At 70.5% G+C, this 15,193-nt stretch carries 16 protein-coding genes; 9 read left to right on the top strand and 7 right to left on the bottom strand.

The genetic code is table 11. The annotated features are described in order from the left end of the window. The first annotated feature begins 20 nt into the window (after positions 1–20). Positions 21–1,292, top strand: a complete 1,272-nt coding sequence (locus tag OG226_RS47270) for an alpha-L-fucosidase (protein ID WP_328685689.1) — start codon at positions 21–23, stop codon at positions 1,290–1,292. Position 1,293: 1 nt separating this feature from the next. Here the strand turns inward: OG226_RS47270 and OG226_RS47265 are convergent, their stop codons facing one another. Continuing rightward, a complete protein-coding gene (locus OG226_RS47265) occupies positions 1,294–2,091 on the bottom strand; it encodes a helix-turn-helix transcriptional regulator (protein WP_328685688.1) in 798 nt (265 codons plus the stop codon). Between the two features lie 156 nt (positions 2,092–2,247). On the opposite strand from OG226_RS47265, the gene OG226_RS47260 reads away from it, so the two are divergent. From OG226_RS47260 to tgmB, 3 genes are all read left to right on the top strand, one after another. Beyond that, positions 2,248–2,544: a YkvA family protein gene (locus tag OG226_RS47260; RefSeq protein WP_328685687.1), complete on the top strand. Its 297-nt coding sequence runs from the start codon at positions 2,248–2,250 to the stop codon at positions 2,542–2,544. Positions 2,545–2,708: 164 nt separating this feature from the next. Continuing rightward, positions 2,709–2,900, top strand: a complete 192-nt coding sequence (gene tgmA / locus OG226_RS47255) for a putative ATP-grasp-modified RiPP (protein WP_327406634.1) — start codon at positions 2,709–2,711, stop codon at positions 2,898–2,900. A gap of 16 nt (positions 2,901–2,916) precedes the next feature. After that, positions 2,917–3,903, top strand: a complete 987-nt coding sequence (gene tgmB, locus OG226_RS47250) for an ATP-grasp ribosomal peptide maturase (protein WP_328685686.1) — start codon at positions 2,917–2,919, stop codon at positions 3,901–3,903. A gap of 40 nt (positions 3,904–3,943) precedes the next feature. Here the strand turns inward: tgmB and OG226_RS47245 are convergent, their stop codons facing one another. After that, the gene (locus OG226_RS47245) at positions 3,944–5,101 is read right to left on the bottom strand and encodes a serine hydrolase domain-containing protein (protein WP_329352685.1); all 1,158 of its coding nucleotides are present in this window, start codon (positions 5,099–5,101) and stop codon (positions 3,944–3,946) included. A gap of 201 nt (positions 5,102–5,302) precedes the next feature. Here OG226_RS47245 and OG226_RS47240 point away from each other — a divergent pair, with 201 nt between their 5' ends. Beyond that, the gene (locus OG226_RS47240; protein ID WP_328685684.1) at positions 5,303–7,342 is read left to right on the top strand and encodes a SpoIIE family protein phosphatase; all 2,040 of its coding nucleotides are present in this window, start codon (positions 5,303–5,305) and stop codon (positions 7,340–7,342) included. A 9-nt stretch (positions 7,343–7,351) separates the two neighbouring features. Here the strand turns inward: OG226_RS47240 and OG226_RS47235 are convergent, their stop codons facing one another. Then, positions 7,352–7,819 carry a hypothetical protein gene (locus OG226_RS47235; protein ID WP_328685683.1) on the bottom strand — a complete coding sequence of 156 codons (468 nt, stop codon included), beginning with the start codon at positions 7,817–7,819 and terminating at the stop codon, positions 7,352–7,354. 144 nt (positions 7,820–7,963) lie between these two features. Here OG226_RS47235 and OG226_RS47230 point away from each other — a divergent pair, with 144 nt between their 5' ends. Continuing rightward, complete coding sequence (locus tag OG226_RS47230) at positions 7,964–8,932, top strand: GlxA family transcriptional regulator (protein ID WP_329352684.1); 969 nt, start codon at positions 7,964–7,966, stop codon at positions 8,930–8,932. 17 nt (positions 8,933–8,949) lie between these two features. Here the strand turns inward: OG226_RS47230 and OG226_RS47225 are convergent, their stop codons facing one another. The 4 genes from OG226_RS47225 to OG226_RS47210 form a co-directional block, all read right to left on the bottom strand. After that, positions 8,950–9,192 carry a DUF5133 domain-containing protein gene (locus OG226_RS47225; protein WP_328685681.1) on the bottom strand — a complete coding sequence of 81 codons (243 nt, stop codon included), beginning with the start codon at positions 9,190–9,192 and terminating at the stop codon, positions 8,950–8,952. 74 nt (positions 9,193–9,266) lie between these two features. Further along, positions 9,267–11,039 (bottom strand): ABC transporter ATP-binding protein, encoded by a 1,773-nt coding sequence (locus tag OG226_RS47220; RefSeq protein ID WP_328685680.1) that lies wholly within the window; start codon positions 11,037–11,039, stop codon positions 9,267–9,269. Positions 11,040–11,146: 107 nt separating this feature from the next. Further along, entirely contained in the window at positions 11,147–12,004 is an 858-nt protein-coding gene (locus tag OG226_RS47215; RefSeq protein ID WP_329352683.1) for an aldo/keto reductase, read from the bottom strand. 213 nt (positions 12,005–12,217) lie between these two features. Then, positions 12,218–12,712: an FBP domain-containing protein gene (locus OG226_RS47210; RefSeq protein ID WP_329352682.1), complete on the bottom strand. Its 495-nt coding sequence runs from the start codon at positions 12,710–12,712 to the stop codon at positions 12,218–12,220. Positions 12,713–12,783: 71 nt separating this feature from the next. Between OG226_RS47210 and OG226_RS47205 the strand changes: the two genes are divergently transcribed. From OG226_RS47205 to OG226_RS47195, 3 genes are all read left to right on the top strand, one after another. Further along, complete coding sequence (locus tag OG226_RS47205; RefSeq protein ID WP_328685677.1) at positions 12,784–13,359, top strand: TetR/AcrR family transcriptional regulator; 576 nt, start codon at positions 12,784–12,786, stop codon at positions 13,357–13,359. 164 nt (positions 13,360–13,523) lie between these two features. After that, complete coding sequence (locus tag OG226_RS47200; RefSeq protein ID WP_329352681.1) at positions 13,524–14,720, top strand: GDSL-type esterase/lipase family protein; 1,197 nt, start codon at positions 13,524–13,526, stop codon at positions 14,718–14,720. 183 nt (positions 14,721–14,903) lie between these two features. After that, positions 14,904–15,089 (top strand): hypothetical protein, encoded by a 186-nt coding sequence (locus OG226_RS47195; RefSeq protein ID WP_329352680.1) that lies wholly within the window; start codon positions 14,904–14,906, stop codon positions 15,087–15,089. The last annotated feature ends 104 nt before the right edge of the window (positions 15,090–15,193 follow it).

The following is a 15,193-nucleotide window of genomic DNA, read 5'->3' as shown; positions in this document are numbered from 1 at the left end:
CCTCGTCCTAGCTTGGGGGCATGCCGATGCAACCCTGGTTCCGCGATGCCAAGTTGGGCATCTTCGTCCACTACGGGATCTACGCCGTCGACGGTGTGCCGGAGTCCTGGTCCTTCTACTCGGGCGAGGTCCCGCACGACCAGTACATGCGGCAGCTCGACGGGTTCACCGCCGCACGCTACGAACCGAAGGCCTGGGCACGGCTGTTCGCGCGGGCCGGCGCCAAGTACGCGGTACTGACCGCACGTCACCACGACGGAGTCGCCCTGTGGGACTCGGCCCACGGTGACCTGGACGTGGTCCGCCGCACCCCGGCGGGCCGCGACCTGATCGGGCCGTACGCGGAGGCACTGCGCGAGGAGGGCCTCAACGTCGGCCTGTACTACTCCCATTCGGACTGGAACCACCCCGACTACGCCAGCGCGGTGCACCCCCAGCCGCCCGAGGAGGAGGTTCGCACCAACCCGTACTCCTCCGCCCGGCCCGGCCACGAGGACCCGGCCGCCTGGGCGCGCTACCTCGCCTACCGCAACGGCCAGGTCGGCGAGTTGGTCGACCGCTTCCGGCCCGACCTGTTGTGGTTCGACGGCGAGTGGGAGCGCAGCGAAGAGCAGTGGGGCATGCGGGAGTTGGCCGAGCTGATCCTCGCCGGGAACCCCGACACCGTCCTCAACGCCCGCATGCTGAGCTACGGGGACTACGCGACGCCCGAGCAGGGCGTGCCGCTGCACGCTCCGGACGGGCCATGGGAGTTGTGCCTGACGGTCAACGACTCGTGGGGATTCCAGCACGGGGATCAGCACCACAAGTCGGTGCGGCAGCTGGTGCGTTACTTCACGGAGACGATCGGAATGGGCGGCAATCTGCTCCTCGACGTGGGCCCGAGGGAGGACGGGACGATAACGCCCGCTCAGACGGAGCGACTTGAGGGGCTCGGCGCGTGGATCGCCCGGCACTCCGAGGCGGTGTACGGCACGGTCGCCGGTCTGCCCGCCGGGCACCACTACGGCCCCAGCACCCTCTCCGCCGACCGCCGCACCCTGTACCTGGTGTGCTTCGACCCGCCCCGCGAGTCGGTGTCGGTGCGCGGCCTGCGTACGCCCGTCAAGCGCGTCACGGTCCTCGGCACCGGTACCGAACTCGGCCACGACGTCACCGGCGGCCTCGGCGACGTGCCGGGCGTGACATGGATCGACGCCCCGGGCGCGGCCGACGTGGACGAGTCGGCGACGGTCCTGGCGGTCGAGCTGGACGGGGAGTTGGACCTCTACAGGGGCGCCGGCCGGGATTGAGTCACGAGGTGCCGGCGCGAACCGCCCTGGGTGACGCCCCCAGTTCGCGTCGGCACGCCTTGTTGAAGGCCTGCAGATCGCCGATGCCGACGGCGGCCGCGATCGCCGGGATGGACAGGGTCGACTCGCGGAGCAGGTGCCGGGCGCGTTCCATGCGGCGGTGTCGGAGGTGGGCGACGACCGTGGTGCCGGTCTCGGCACGGAACAGGCGGATGAGGTGGTTGTGCGAGACGCCGGCCGCGTGCGCGACGTCGGGGACGGTCAGTTGGGCCGCCAGGTTCGATTCGATGTGGGCCACCGCGAGGGCGAATGCCGGGTGGGGGCCGGTGGCTCCGCCCGCGGCCGGGGTCGCCAGGTCGGCCACGCGCCACAGCACGGTCCACAACTCGGCCGCCGCGCGGGCGGAGTTGCGCGGTGCCGCCGCCACGGCCCGCCGCATCAGGTCGGTCAGCACCGGCGTCTGCGGGCCGGCGTCCTGCATCACGGGCACGGTCAACCGCTCGCCGGCCGAGGGGAGTTCCAGGTGGGCGAAGAGATGCTCGGAGCGGCCCCGGTAGTGGAACCGCACCAGGGCGCCGGGCGGCACCAGGCTCACATGGCCGGGCCTGATCTCGTGCACCACGCCGTCGACGGTCAACTCGGCCTCGTAGCCGTACAGGTGGAGCTGCCAGAGGTCGGGCAGTCGGAACACGTCGCGCGGGCTCACCGTCCCGTGCACGCCGACGCCGAGGCTGGCCACACGCGGTGGGGCGTCGAGGCCGATCCGTACGTGGGTTCCGGTGCCGTTGGTCGCGCTCACGGTGAAAACGTACCAGCGCCTGACGAGGGGTCAACGGCTGTCAAGGCTCTTCGAAGCGTTCGGGTGTGATGTTCCCCTCGTCGGCCATACCAGGGCCGTAACCGGGCATCCGGATAGGGCACATGCCGTGCGGCCGTACCGGAAAAAGGGGCGCCAGTGGACTCGACCACGACCGTGATCGTCATCGCCGCGGTGCTCGCGGTGATGCTGCTCGCCGTGGCCGTCGGAGTGCTGGTGCGGCTCGTCCGCACGCGACGCTCCATGCGGCGCGCAGGGCTTCCGACCGGCCCCAAGTGGGTTTTCTGGGGTGCCGTCCTCTACTTCGTGCTGCCGACCGACCTGATGCCCGATCCCGTGTATCTGGACGACATCGCCGTACTTCTCCTCGCTCTTCGCACGATGCGCAACTCCCTCGGCGAGCAGGAGAAGGGGCTGCCGGGCGAGCTCGACTGACCCCGGCACGCGTGGCGCGCTCCTTACTCTGACTACGCAGAGTAAGGAAACCATTCACTCGTTCGATTCGTATAAGTCTCTGGAAGCAGACGGAAGTCAGCGGGCCAAGCGACCTCGCAGGGTGGCCACCGCTTGCACGAGGCAGTACCGACGAGGGAGAGACGATGCAACCGTTCGCGCTCAACTACGCTCGCCCGGCAGCACAGTTGGAGCTCAGCGCTCCGTACAGCTACGACTCCGGACTGCAGTTGAACGTGCTCGCCGACGGACGGGTCGCCGCCCATGATCTCGCTCTGCTGAGAGAACTGGGGACCACGACGTCCACCGCGGGATCGAAGACTCACTTCGACGACTGAACACGGAACGACGAAAATGACCGTCCTGGTCCTTACCTGCGAAGAGGACGTCACGGCGGACATGGTGGTGGTCCACCTGCACGCGTCCGGCGTCCCCGTGGTCCGGATCGATCCCGCCGACCTCACCGGCGGGGTCGCGCTGTCCGGTGAGTACGTGCACGGAGCCTTCCGCGGCCATCTGTCCGCCGGGGGGCGGCTGGTGAGCGTGAGCGGGCTGCGGTCCATCTGGGTGCGCAGACCGGGCACGCCGGCGACCCGCGCACCCCAGCCCTCCGCGTGGCTGACCGAGGAGGCCTCACAGGCGCTCTACGGCATGCTCCGCGGCTCCGGCGCCCGCTGGATGAACCACCCCGACGCGTCCCGCCGCGCCCGGCACAAGCCCTGGCAGCTGCGTCTCGCGCAGCGCAGCGGTCTGCCCGTGCCGGCCACCCTGATCACCACGTTCCCGCAGGCCGCCCGCGAGTTCTCGCGGCGCTTCCCGGACCTGGTGGTCAAGCCGGTCTCCGGTGCCCATCCGCAGGACCCGCCCCGGGCGGTGCCGACGAGCCGGGTCGCGCCGGACACCGACTTCGCCGCCGTCGCGTTCGGCCCCACGCTGCTGCAACGCCGGGTCGCCAAGCGCGCCGACATCCGGCTCACCGTGGTGGGCGACCGGATGCTGGCCGCCCGCACGGCGACCGCCCCGGACCCCGACCCCGTCGAGGTCGACGTCCGTTTCGCCGTGTCAGGGCAGCCGTGGCGCCCCACCGAGGTCCCGCCGCGCATCGCCGAGGCCGTCCTGACGTACATGCGCGATGCCGAACTGGCCTATGGCGCCTTCGACTTCGCCGAGGACGGCGACGGGACCTGGTGGTTCCTGGAGTGCAACCAGTCGGGCCAGTTCGGTTTCGTCGAGGCGGAGACCGGTCAGCCGATCGCCCGGACCATCGCGGAGTGGCTGGCCCTGCCCGCCGCCTCGGAACGGGAGGGCCTCGTCAACGGGTCGGACAGCACGGTCGGTTGAGCAGTAACGGTTCGCCTGAGGCGAAGGGGCGCACCCCGGGTCAGGAGTGGCGCTCTGCCCCGTATGTCCCCAACAGACCGCACACCGCGTCCTCTTCGACCGCGCGCACCTTCCGCAGCAGTTCCGGGTTCCCCGCCTGGTTCACCTGAGTTGTCAATGAGAAAGTGAGCGAGCGCCGCCCGTCGGGGGTCGCCGCGATGAACTGTGTGTAACCGAGGGTGTTCCCGGTATGTCCGAGAACGACCCCGCATCGGGTGTCGTAGCGGAAGAGCGCGAGTCCGGCGCTGTTGCGGCCGGGGCCGGCCGGTTCGGAGGCGCCGGGGACCCAGTGCCGCTGTTCCCGCACGACCGCCTTCGAGGTGAGGGCCCCGGCGGCGTAGCCGCTGATGAACGCGGTCAGGTCGCGGGGCGAGGAGGTGATCCCGCCCGACGCCCACACGCCCGACATGCCGATCGCCTCGCTGACGTCCTCCGGCCCGGCCGCTCCGCCGACGGCGTATCCGTGCATGTACGGTTCCGGCATCTCGTACCCCAGCGGCAGGCTCGTGTCGTGCAGCCCCAGCGGCTTGTAGACATCGTGGCGCAGCAGGTCCTCGTAGCGCGTGCCGGTCGCCGCCTCGGCCATCAGCGCTACGGCGATGTTGTCGGAGTTGGAGTAGCGGTACTGCGAGCCCGGCGTGAAGCGCAGCGGCTCTCCGGCCACGAAGTCGAGCAGGCGTCGTGAGTCGAAGTGCCGGTGCGGGTCGGCCTGGAGGAGGCTGCGGAAGCGGGTGCTCTCGCTGAAGTCCGGGAGGCCACTGGTGTGTTGGAGCAGCTGGCGCAGGGTCACCTTCCGCCAGGCCCGGGGCTGGTGGGGCAGCCGGGTCCCGATCGTGTCGTCGAGGGCGAGCCGGTGCTGTCGTACGAGATGCAGGGCCACCGCTCCGCTGAACGCCTTGCTGGTGCTCGCGGTCCGGGTGTGGTCGCTCGGTTCGAGGGGGCGGCCGGTGGTGATGTCGGCGGTTCCGGCGCGGAGGACACGCTGGTGGTCGCCGTCGCGGAGCACGACGATCACGCCGGGCGGGCCGTCGGGGGCGGCGACCAGGCCGTCGAGGCCGCGTTGGAGGGAGTGGTCGTCGGCCGCGGCGGGCGACGCGGGGGCGAGGGCGCCCACGCAGGTGGCGACGAGGAGGGAGACGAGGCGGAGCGGCAGGGGCATCGAGTGTCCTGAGGGCTTTGGGGTCGGGGCACGACCAGAATCCGGGGGTCCGGCGGCGTCCGCGCGGGCGCGTGCTCCATACGGCCCCCTTCCCCTGTTCACCTCGCGCGGTGTTGCCCCGCGGGGCGTGCTGTGCCGTAATCGGATGACCCGCGGTTCGGATCTTGGCGGTGCCGCGCCGCGCCGGAAGGAGCGGCTGGGATGGACGCTTACGGTGCCGAGGACGGTTTCTCGACCGCCCCGGGCGGGCTGCTGGACCTGTTGCGGGTCGCGGCGGTGGTGCTGGACGTCGGCGGGTACATCGGGCTGTGGAGTCCCGAGGCGGAGCAGTTGCTCGGCTACTCCCCCGAGGAGGCGCTGACCCAGCGCGCGGACCGGCTGCTGGTGTCGCCCGACGAACGGGTCCGGGCCCGTGAGCTGTTCGCGCAGGTCGGTACGGGCGCCCGCTGGGCGGGGGTGTTCCCGCTGCTGCACCGGGACGGCACGGAGCGGATGGTGGAGTTCCGCACGATGCGGCTGCGCGACAGCCACGGTCAGCCGCATCTGCTGGGCCTTGCGGCGGACGCCACGACGGTACGGGGTGTGGAGCGGGACCTGGCCCTGTCCCACAGCCTGGTGCGTCAGACGCCGGTGGGCATCGCGGTGTTCGACACCGATCTGCGGTGGGTCGGGGTCAACCCGGCCCTGGAGCGCATCAACGGCGTCCCGGAGGAGGAGGTCGTCGGGCGCCGGGTCGGTGAGGTGCTGCCCGGTCTGGACGTCGCCGCCATCGAGTCGCGGATGCGGCACGTGCTGATCACCGGCAAGCCGCTGCTCGACCAGCAGACCGTGGGCCGGACGGCGGCCGACGTGGTGGACCGGGCGTACTCGGAGTCGTACCACCGCATCGAGGACGCGCAGGGCCGGGTCCTCGGGCTGGCGATGGCCGTCCTGGACGTGACCGAGCGGGAGCAGGCGGCGGCCGAGGTCGCGCAGGCGCGCCAGCACCTCTCCGTCGTGGCGGAGGCCGGGGTGCGGATCGGCACGACGCTGGACCTCCAGCAGACCGCCCGGGAACTGGCCGACGTCGCGGTCCCGCACGTGGCCGACCTGGCCGCCGTCGACGTACTGGAATCGGTCGTCACGGACGGCACGATCACCCCGGTGGCCGAGGACGCGCAGGTCGAGTTCCGCGCGCTGGCGGTCGCCGCCGGTTATCTCACCGACGCGATCCACGCGGCGGACCCGGTGGGCGAGTTGGCCACCTACGGCCCCCACCGCATCATCACCCAGTGCGTCCGCGAGGCCGGACCGATCCTGGTCGAGCGGGTCGACCCGCCGATGATGCGCCGCATCGCCCGGGACGGCCGCGCCGCCCAGACCCTGCGCACCGCGGGCGTCCACTCCTACCTGGCCGTCCCGCTGATGGCCCGCGGCGAGGTGCTGGGCACGCTGAGCCTCTACCGCACCGTCAACGAGCGCCCCTTCGACGAACAGGACCGCGTCCTCGCCACGGAACTCGCCGCCCGCGCCGCGATCTGCATCGACAACGCCCGCCTCTACGGCCGCGAACGCACCACCGCGCTGACCCTCCAACGCAGCCTGCTGCCACCGGCCCCGGCCCGGCAGGAGGGCCTCGACATCGCGGCCCGCTACCTCCCGGCGCTGAGCGAGGTCGGCGGCGACTGGTACGACGTGCTGCCACTGGGCCCGGGCCGCACCGGGCTCGTCGTGGGCGACGTGATGGGCAAGGGTGTCCAAGCCGCCGCCATCATGGGCCAGTTGAGCACCGCGACCCGCGCACTGGCCCGACTCGACCTGCCGCCCGCCGAGTTGCTGCACCACCTCGACGACCTCACCGGTTCCCTCGGCGACACGATCGCCACCTGCGCGTACGGCGTCGTCGACCTCGGACGCGGCACCTGCGAACTCTCCAGCGCCGGACATCTGCCACCCGTCCTGATCCACCCCGACGGCAGCGCGGAACTCCTCGACATCCCCGGCGGAGTCCCGCTCGGCGTCGGCGGCGTGGACTTCGGAACAGCCGAAGTCGACTTCACCACGGGCGCGTTGCTCGCCCTCTACTCCGACGGGCTGGTGGAGAACCGCGGCGAGAACATCGACGTGGGACTGCACGCGCTGACCCGGCTGTTGCAGAGTTCCCGCCGCCCCCTGGAGCAGACGAGCGACATGCTCCTCGACGCGCTGCGCCCGGAGCCCGACGACGACGTGGCACTGCTCCTGGTCCGCGTCACCGGTTGACCTCTCCGGTCAGGCACCCGTGGTCGAGCCCGGGCGGATGATCATGAGGACGGTGACGGTCGCCCACAGCAGGTTGAAGATGCCGGTGAACATGGCGAGTTGAACGGTCCCGGAACGCTCCACGGGCCGCTGTGCGCCGAGTTGCTCCAGGAGTTCGTCCTGGCGGGGCAGCACGAACGCGATCAGGATGCCGGCCGCCACCGCGGTGAGCGTGATGGAGGCGATGAGCCAGCCGCTGCCCAGGACACCCATGGCGGAGGCGGTCGCGAAGCCGAAGAGGGGCACCGCCAGTCCGACGGCGCCGTAGACCCGGCAGATGCGATGCAGCAGTCGTACGGTCGTCACGCCCGCGTCGGGTCCGTCCGGGCCCGTGAGGGCGCGGCGGGCCGCCGGTGGGAACATGCTGGCGGCGACGGTCACGGGGCCGACCGCGACGATGGCGGCCAGGACGTGCAGAGTGAGAAGGATCTTGGTCACCGGCCCAGGCTAGGGATGTCCGGTGCGGCAGCACAGAGGCTGAAACGACAGCTTCCAACGGATTCTCGCCACTGCTTCTCACTTGATAGTTGCGATGTAGAGGCTCGTCAGACCTCTGGCGGGAATCCGTCTATCGTGGACTTCATGCACAACGTCGCGATCCTCGTCCTCGATCATGTGGTGCCGTTCGACATGGCGACACCGATGGAGGTGTTCGGCCGTACCCGGCTGCCGGACGGGCAGAACGCCTATCGGGTGCGGGTGTGCGGCGAGACGCCGGACGTGCGGACGGACGGGTTCGCGCTGCGGGTCGACCACGGGCTCGAAGCGCTGGTGGACGCCGACACCATCATCGTCCCGGGGCGCTCGGAGCGGGCCGCGCCACCCTCCCCCCGGGTGCTGACGGCACTGCGGGAGGCGGCAGCGGCGGGTACCCGGATCGTGTCCATCTGCGTGGGCGCCTTCGTGCTGGCCGAGGCCGGACTGCTGGACGGGCTGCGGGCCACCACGCACTGGGTGGCAGCCGAACTACTGGCCCGCACCTACCCGTTGGTCGAGGTGCGGCCTGACGTGCTGTACGTCGACAACGGACAGATCCTAACCTCGGCCGGGGCCGCCGCCGGCCTTGACCTGTGTCTGCACCTCATTCGGCGGGACTACGGCTCGGCGGTCGCCGCGGACGCGGCCCGGCTGTCGGTCACGCCGCTCGAACGCGAGGGCGGGCAGGCGCAGTTCATCGTCCACCGGCACCCGCCGGTCCCGCAGGGCTCGGCCCTCGAACCGCTTCTCCAGTGGATCGAGGACAACCTCTCCCACGAGATCACCCTGGGGGCGCTGGCGACGCGATCGGGTATGAGCGAGCGGACGTTCAGCCGCCGTTTCCGCGAACAGACGGGCAGCACACCACTTCAGTGGCTGCTTCGGGCCCGCGTACGACGCGCCCAGTACCTGCTGGAGAGCAGCGACCACGCCATCGAACGCATCGCCCAGCAGGCCGGGTTCGGCTCCCCCACCGCGTTCCGCGAGCGTTTCCGCCGGGTGGTCGGCACCAGTCCGCAGGCGTACCGCTCGGCGTTCCACGGCAGGGCGGTCCCCGAAGTGGCGTTCTCCTGAGGGATCCACCGACGGCTCTACGCCGCGGCGCGGCCGTCCGCGACCACGCCTCCCGGTGTGCTGCGCGCCGCCGCCAACAGGGTGTCCGCCTTGACGATGGCTTCCCGGATGCCGGTGGTGCCCATCATCACGCAGAGGGTGTAGACGACGTCGTTCAACTCGGCGGCCGCCTGCGGTCGGTGGCGCTCCGCCTGGGAGATGCGCAGCACCGCGTACCGGGTGAGCAGTTTTCTGACGGCCTTCGGGTCCGGCACCAGCACGAAACGCCCCTCTCTCGCTTTTCGCTCCGTGTGCCCAGCCCGCGCCGTTCCACACGGACGGCCGCGAGATCCGGTCAGGCGACCTGCCCGCTGTGCAGTGCCGTGTACGCCCCGCCCCGGCGCAGGAGTTCGTCGTGGGTGCCGACCTCCAGGATCTCCCCGTCACCCATCACCACGATCCGGTCGGCGCCCCGGACGGTGGACAGCCGGTGGGCGACCACGAAGGTCGTACGGCCGCGCAGCAGCCGGGCGAGGGCCTGCTGGACGAGGGCTTCCGAGCGGGTGTCCAGGGCCGAGGTCGCCTCGTCCAGGACGAGCACCTTGGGGTCGCGGATCAACGCCCGTGCGATGGCGAGGCGTTGACGCTGGCCGCCGGAGAGTCGGGCCCCGCGTTCGCCGACAGTGGTCTCCAGACCCTGCGGCAGCTTCTCCACGAACTCAAGGGCGTTGGCGTCCCGCAGTGCCGCGCGCACCGACTCCTCGTCGGCGTCGTCCATTCCGTAGGCCACGTTCTCGCGGATCGTGCCGTCGAAGAGGATCGACTCCTGGGGGACGACCGAGACGAAGCGGCGGTAGGTGCGCAGGTCGAGGGTGTTCATGTCGGTGCCGTCGAGGAGGAGTTGGCCGGTGGTGGGGCGGATGAAGCCGATGACGAGGTTGAGCACGGTGGACTTGCCGGCGCCGGACGCGCCGACCAGGGCAACCGTCTCGCCGGGGGCGACGGTGAGGGTGAAGTCGTGCACGGCGGGCCGGAGCTGGTCGTTGTCGTAGGCGTGGCCGACGTGTCGGAAGGTGACGGCTCCGCGTACCTCGGTGACCTCCGCCTTGCCCTCGTTGTCCTCCAACTCGGGGGCCTGGAGTACCTCGCCGACCGAACGGACCGATTCCAGGCCCTTGGTGATGACCGGGGCCAGGGTCGTGAGGGACGTGGTGGAGTTGGTGAGGGTGGTCAGGAAGGCGCTCAGCATGACGACGTCTCCGGCGGTGACTCCCCAGACGCCGTAGTACGACACCAGGGCCGCGCCGGCGAGGACCAGGACGCCGACGACGTTGAGGACGACCCAGGCGAGCGAGCCGAAGCGGCCGTTGAGGAGGTCGAGGCGGTTTCCGGAGGTGAGGAGCCGGCGCAGGGTGCCGTCCATGCGGCGCAGCGCCTTGCCCTCCAGGCCGTGGGCGCGGGTGACCGGGATGAGGCGGGTCATCTCCGTCACGCGTGAGGACAGGGTCTCCACCTCGTGGCGGAAGCGCTCGTTGTGGGTGCGCAGTCGGGCCCGCAGCCGGGACACGAGGAGCGCGGCGACCGGTACGACGACGAGGAAGACGGGCACGAACTCCGGTGTGCGGAAGCCGATGATGACCAGGCCGCCGGTGAGCACGGTGATCGCGCCGAGGCCGGTCTCCGCGGTCTGCTGGACCATCTGCTCGACCGTCTCCACGTCCCGCACGACCTTGGCCTGGAGCACTCCGGCGCTGACCCGGGAGTGGTAGCCGATGGAGAGCTGTTGCATGCGGGTGCACAGGGCCGAGCGCAGGTCGGTGCCCATGCGGCGGACGCTGCCGTAGAGGAGGCGGACATAGAGCACGTGCAGGGGGTAGTTGATCAGCAGGATGAACAGGATGATGCCGGTGCTCGTCCAGAGGCGGCTGACCGGCTGGTGCTGGACGACCGTGTCGATGATGGACGCGGTGATCAGCGGGAGCAGCCAGATGGGGCTGTGCTTGACCGTGAACACGGCGACGGCCAGGGCCAGTTGTCTTCGGTCGGCGCGGAAGAGATAGGCGAGGGTGCGGATCGGGTGTTCGTCGCGGTAGCGGTGGTCGAGCGGTTTCTCCGTGGACGATGCCATCGGTGGTGGTCCTCCCCCTGTGACCGGCCGGCCCCCTGTGGCCAGGTGGCGGGCAAGCGCTTTCCACCCTTGCCCGCCCCTACTACACCTCAGACATCAAGGTCTTCTCAAACGGCGTCCAGCTCCGCGATCTCCTCGGCGGAGAGAGCGAGTTCGGGTGCGGCGGCCGAGTCGCGGATCGTCTCGGGGCGGCTGGCGCCCGGGATCGGTACGACGACCGGGGACTTGGCGAGCATCCAGGACAGGCAGACACGCTGCGGGCTGACGCCGTGCTTCTCGGCGATGCGGGCGAACGGGGCGTAGGCGGAACCGAGTTCACCGGCGCGGGTGATGCCGCCGAGGGGGCTCCAGGGCAGGAACGCGATGCCCAGTTCGTCGCAGAGGTCCAACTCCGGTTCGCTGGAGCGGAAGGCCGGGGAGAACTGGTTCTGCACGGAGACCAGTCGGCCGTCCAGGATCTCGTTCGCCAGTCGGATCTGCTCCGGGTCGGCGTTGGAGATGCCGGCCAGGCGGATCTTGCCCTCGTCGAGCAACTCGCGTACGGCGCCCACGGACTCGGCGTACGGGATCCTCGGGTCGGGGCGGTGGAACTGGTAGAGCCCGATGGCCTCCACGCCGAGTCGGCGCAGGGATGCCTCGCAGGCCTCCTTCAGGTAGGCGGAACTGCCGTTCAGGGTCCAACTGCCGTCCCCGGGGCGGAGATGGCCGCCCTTGGTCGCGACGAGGACGTCCGCGCCCCGGTCGTGGGAGGCGAGGGCCTTGGCGATCAGCGTCTCGTTGTGCCCGACCTCGTCGGCGTGCAGGTGGTAGGCGTCGGCGGTGTCGATCAGCGTCACGCCCGCGTCGAGTGCGGCGTGGATGGTCGCGAGGGAGCGTGCCTCGTCCGGCCGCCCCTCGATCGACATGGGCATACCGCCCAGGCCGATCGCACTGACCTCGACGTCACCGATACGGCGGGTGTCCATGCGGGTGCTCCTCCTCCGGCTGTCACGCGGAAACGTGCCGTCCCGCACCGCTGGAGCCCGAACCCGGTTCTCGGATCGGGGTCACGACGGGCAGGACGCATCCTCCAGCCTGTCCGGCCCGGGTCCGCAGGTCCAATAGAAGAAATCGAACGCATCCAGCAGCGGGACTGCTCAATCGGAACCGCCCAGTCGGAGCTGGAGATTCGGGACCGCTCAACGAGCGGCGACCTTGGCGATGAACGCCGTGACGTTGGTGACGGTCCGCTGGATCTTCTCCTCCAGGGTGAGCGATTCGGGCATCCGTCCGCCGACGCCCGCGTCCTTCCTGCCGCGCACGTACAGCGGGCAGGCGAGGTCGCTGCACATGTAGGCGCCCACGGAGTTGCCCTGCTGCCCGGCCTTGCCCGCCCTCGCGGCGGTCATCAGCGAGACGCCTCCGGTGTGCATGGTCATGCACATCGAGCACATGCTGCGCCGCGTCTGCCAGGAGGTGGCGCCGGGGCTGCGCAGGGCGATCGCCGTCAGGTGGTCGCCCTGCTCGATGGCGAGGTAGGCCCGGTCCGGAGCCTGGGGGTCCCGCCAGCCTAGGAAGTCCAGGTCGTCCCACGGCCGTTCGGCCAGATCCCGGGGCACGGACAGGCGCTTGGCCTCGCCCTTGGTGCAGTTCACGAAGGCGGCGCGGATCTCCCGCTCGGTCAGTGGTTTCATGAACGGCACGCTAGTTTGCCTAAAACCTTTAGGCAAATGCATAATGACTATCGTCGATTGGGAGGATGGTTATGGCCAGAGCAGGACTGACGCCGGAGCGGCTGACCCTGGCGGGGGCGGAGCTGGCCGACGAGGTCGGCTTCGACCAGGTGACCGTCTCGGCACTCGCGCGACGGTTCGACGTCAAGGTCGCGAGCTTGTACTCGCACCTGAAGAACTCCCAGGAACTGAAGACCAGGATCGCCCTGTTCGCGCTGGAGGAACTCGCCGACCGGGTCTCCGACGCGGTGGCCGGGCGGGCCGGCAAGGACGCCCTGGCCGCCTTCGCGGAGGCCTACCGGGACTACGCCCGGAAGCACCCCGGCCGGTACGCGGCCGCGCGGCTCCGGCTCGATCCCGAGACGGCCGCCGCCAGCGCCGGGGTGCGGCACTCCCAGATGACCCGGGCGATCCTGCGCGGCTACGACCTGACGGAACCGGACCAGACGCACGCGGTCCGGATGCTGGGCGGCGTCTTCCACGGCTACGTCAGCCTGGAACTGGCCGGGGGCTTCGACCACAGCGAGCCGGACGCGCGCGAATCCTGGGCCTGGGTCGTGGATTCCCTCGACGAGCTGCTGCGGAACCGGGCCGCGCCCCACGACTGACGAAACCCGGATCCGGCGCGTCCCGGCTTCGGGTCCGACATGTCCCGGTTCCGGATCCGACGTACTCCGATCCCGTGTTGGACGTACTCCGATTCCAGGTCCGACCTATCCCAGTTCAGGGCCTGACCACCCCTTCCGGACATCTCGATCAACAGGCTGAGGCGATGAGCACCGACCACGACACGATCACCACACCCGTCACCACCGACATGCTGCGCGGCTTCCTCGACGTGGAGAGAACCGCGCACGGTCTGCTGCCGCATCGGCTGCCCGCGCGGGCGCGCCGCCAGATCCCCGACGACCAACTCGCCGTGGCCGAGGCACAGCCCTCCGGTGTACGGCTGGTCTTCCGCACCCGGGCCACCACGATCGAACTGGAGACGCTGCCCACGAAGCGTGTCTACCGGGGGTTCCCCGCTCCGGCGGACGGTGTGTACGACCTTCTGGTCGACGGCCGTCTCACCGCCCAGGCCACGGTGGCCGACGGCAACGTTCGCACGATCACCGACATGGCGACCCAGTCCTTCGAGCTGACGGAGGGGCGGCCCGGCACCGCCCGGTTCGCCGACCTGCCGGCCGGCGACAAGGACATCGAGATCTGGCTCCCGCACACGGAGGCCACCGAGCTGATCGCCCTGCGCACCGACGCCCCCGTCGAAGCGGCGCCGGACAACGGGCGCAAGGTGTGGCTGCACCACGGCAGTTCCATCAGCCACGGTTCGAACGCCACGCATCCGACGGCGACTTGGCCCGCTCTGGCTGCCGCCCGGGGCCAAGTGGAGCTCGTCAACCTGGGGTTCAGCGGCAGCGCGCTGCTCGACCCGTTCACCGCTCGCGCGATGCGGGACACCCCGGCGGACCTGATCAGCGTCAAGATCGGCATCAACATCGTCAACGCCGACTCGATGCGCCTGCGCGCTTTCACCCCGGCGGTCCACGGCTTCCTCGACACCATCCGCGAGGGCCATCCGACCACTCCGCTCCTGGTCGTGTCCCCCATCCTCTGCCCGGTCCAGGAGGACACTCCCGGCCCCCTCATGCCCGATCCCGACGGCGGCACGCTGCAGTTCAGGGCAACGGGCGACCCGGCGGAACGCGCCCTCGGGCGGCTGACACTCACCGTCATCCGCGAGGCACTCGCCGGCGTCGTCGAGCAGCGAGCGGCCGAGGACCCGAACCTGCACTACCTGGACGGCCGTTCCCTCTACGGCGATGAGGACTACGCCGAACTGCCGCTCCCCGACCAGGTCCATCCCGATCCGGCGGGGCATCGGCGTATCGGGGAGAACTTCGCGCGGTTGGTGTTCGGAGACGGCGGGGCTTTTGCGACCGGGGCCGGGGCTGAGGCCGGGATCGGCTGAGTTCGGCTGAGTTCGGCTGCGCAGGATCGCGGATGCACTGCGGCTCAACTCGGCTCACGTGAGCGGGACTTCGAGGAGGGCCGTGGATCCAGCGGCGCTCCTCGCCGTCCAACTACCGTGTCCGGGACGGAACATACGCGTTGCGGGCGGCAAGTGGCAGCTGCCCGCACGGGCGTTGCCATCATGCGCACCGGGGCGGATCCGCTGAAGGCCGCCGCGGACAATGGCGCGGTGTTCTCCCCCTGGCATCCGGTCACTCTCAACGAGACCGGGCAGGGGGATCGCATCCGCGAGGTCCTGGAGCCCACCGCACTCCTCCCAACCACCGAAGAGGTCGAGACGATCAACGCCCTGACCCCCGACGCCTGAACAACCCCGCAAACCGGTGCCGGCCGCTATCAACGACCTTGGCGCGCACGTGCGATGAGATTGCTCAGGGCGGGCCCGAGCCTCAGCCGCAAGGTTCTCGGTGC

Origin of the sequence: Streptomyces sp. NBC_01261 (assembly GCF_036226385.1) — a bacterium.
Lineage (GTDB): Bacteria > Actinomycetota > Actinomycetes > Streptomycetales > Streptomycetaceae > Streptomyces.
Note: the sequence above shows the minus strand (reverse complement) of the source record. Positions and strands in the feature narration are given on the sequence as shown.

What these genes read in the sequence shown, in the direction of transcription:
- OG226_RS47270 (WP_328685689.1), top strand. Translation starts at nt 21, where the DNA reads ATGCCGATGCAACCCTGGTTCCGCGATGCCAAGTTGGGCATCTTCGTC.
- tgmA (WP_327406634.1), top strand. Translation starts at nt 2,709, where the DNA reads ATGCAACCGTTCGCGCTCAACTACGCTCGCCCGGCAGCACAGTTGGAG.
- tgmB (WP_328685686.1), top strand. Translation starts at nt 2,917, where the DNA reads ATGACCGTCCTGGTCCTTACCTGCGAAGAGGACGTCACGGCGGACATG.
- OG226_RS47245 (WP_329352685.1), bottom strand. Translation starts at nt 5,101, where the DNA reads ATGCCCCTGCCGCTCCGCCTCGTCTCCCTCCTCGTCGCCACCTGCGTG.
- OG226_RS47240 (WP_328685684.1), top strand. Translation starts at nt 5,303, where the DNA reads ATGGACGCTTACGGTGCCGAGGACGGTTTCTCGACCGCCCCGGGCGGG.
- OG226_RS47230 (WP_329352684.1), top strand. Translation starts at nt 7,964, where the DNA reads ATGCACAACGTCGCGATCCTCGTCCTCGATCATGTGGTGCCGTTCGAC.
- OG226_RS47220 (WP_328685680.1), bottom strand. Translation starts at nt 11,039, where the DNA reads ATGGCATCGTCCACGGAGAAACCGCTCGACCACCGCTACCGCGACGAA.
- OG226_RS47215 (WP_329352683.1), bottom strand. Translation starts at nt 12,004, where the DNA reads ATGGACACCCGCCGTATCGGTGACGTCGAGGTCAGTGCGATCGGCCTG.
- OG226_RS47210 (WP_329352682.1), bottom strand. Translation starts at nt 12,712, where the DNA reads ATGAAACCACTGACCGAGCGGGAGATCCGCGCCGCCTTCGTGAACTGC.
- OG226_RS47205 (WP_328685677.1), top strand. Translation starts at nt 12,784, where the DNA reads ATGGCCAGAGCAGGACTGACGCCGGAGCGGCTGACCCTGGCGGGGGCG.
- OG226_RS47200 (WP_329352681.1), top strand. Translation starts at nt 13,524, where the DNA reads ATGAGCACCGACCACGACACGATCACCACACCCGTCACCACCGACATG.
- OG226_RS47195 (WP_329352680.1), top strand. Translation starts at nt 14,904, where the DNA reads ATGCGCACCGGGGCGGATCCGCTGAAGGCCGCCGCGGACAATGGCGCG.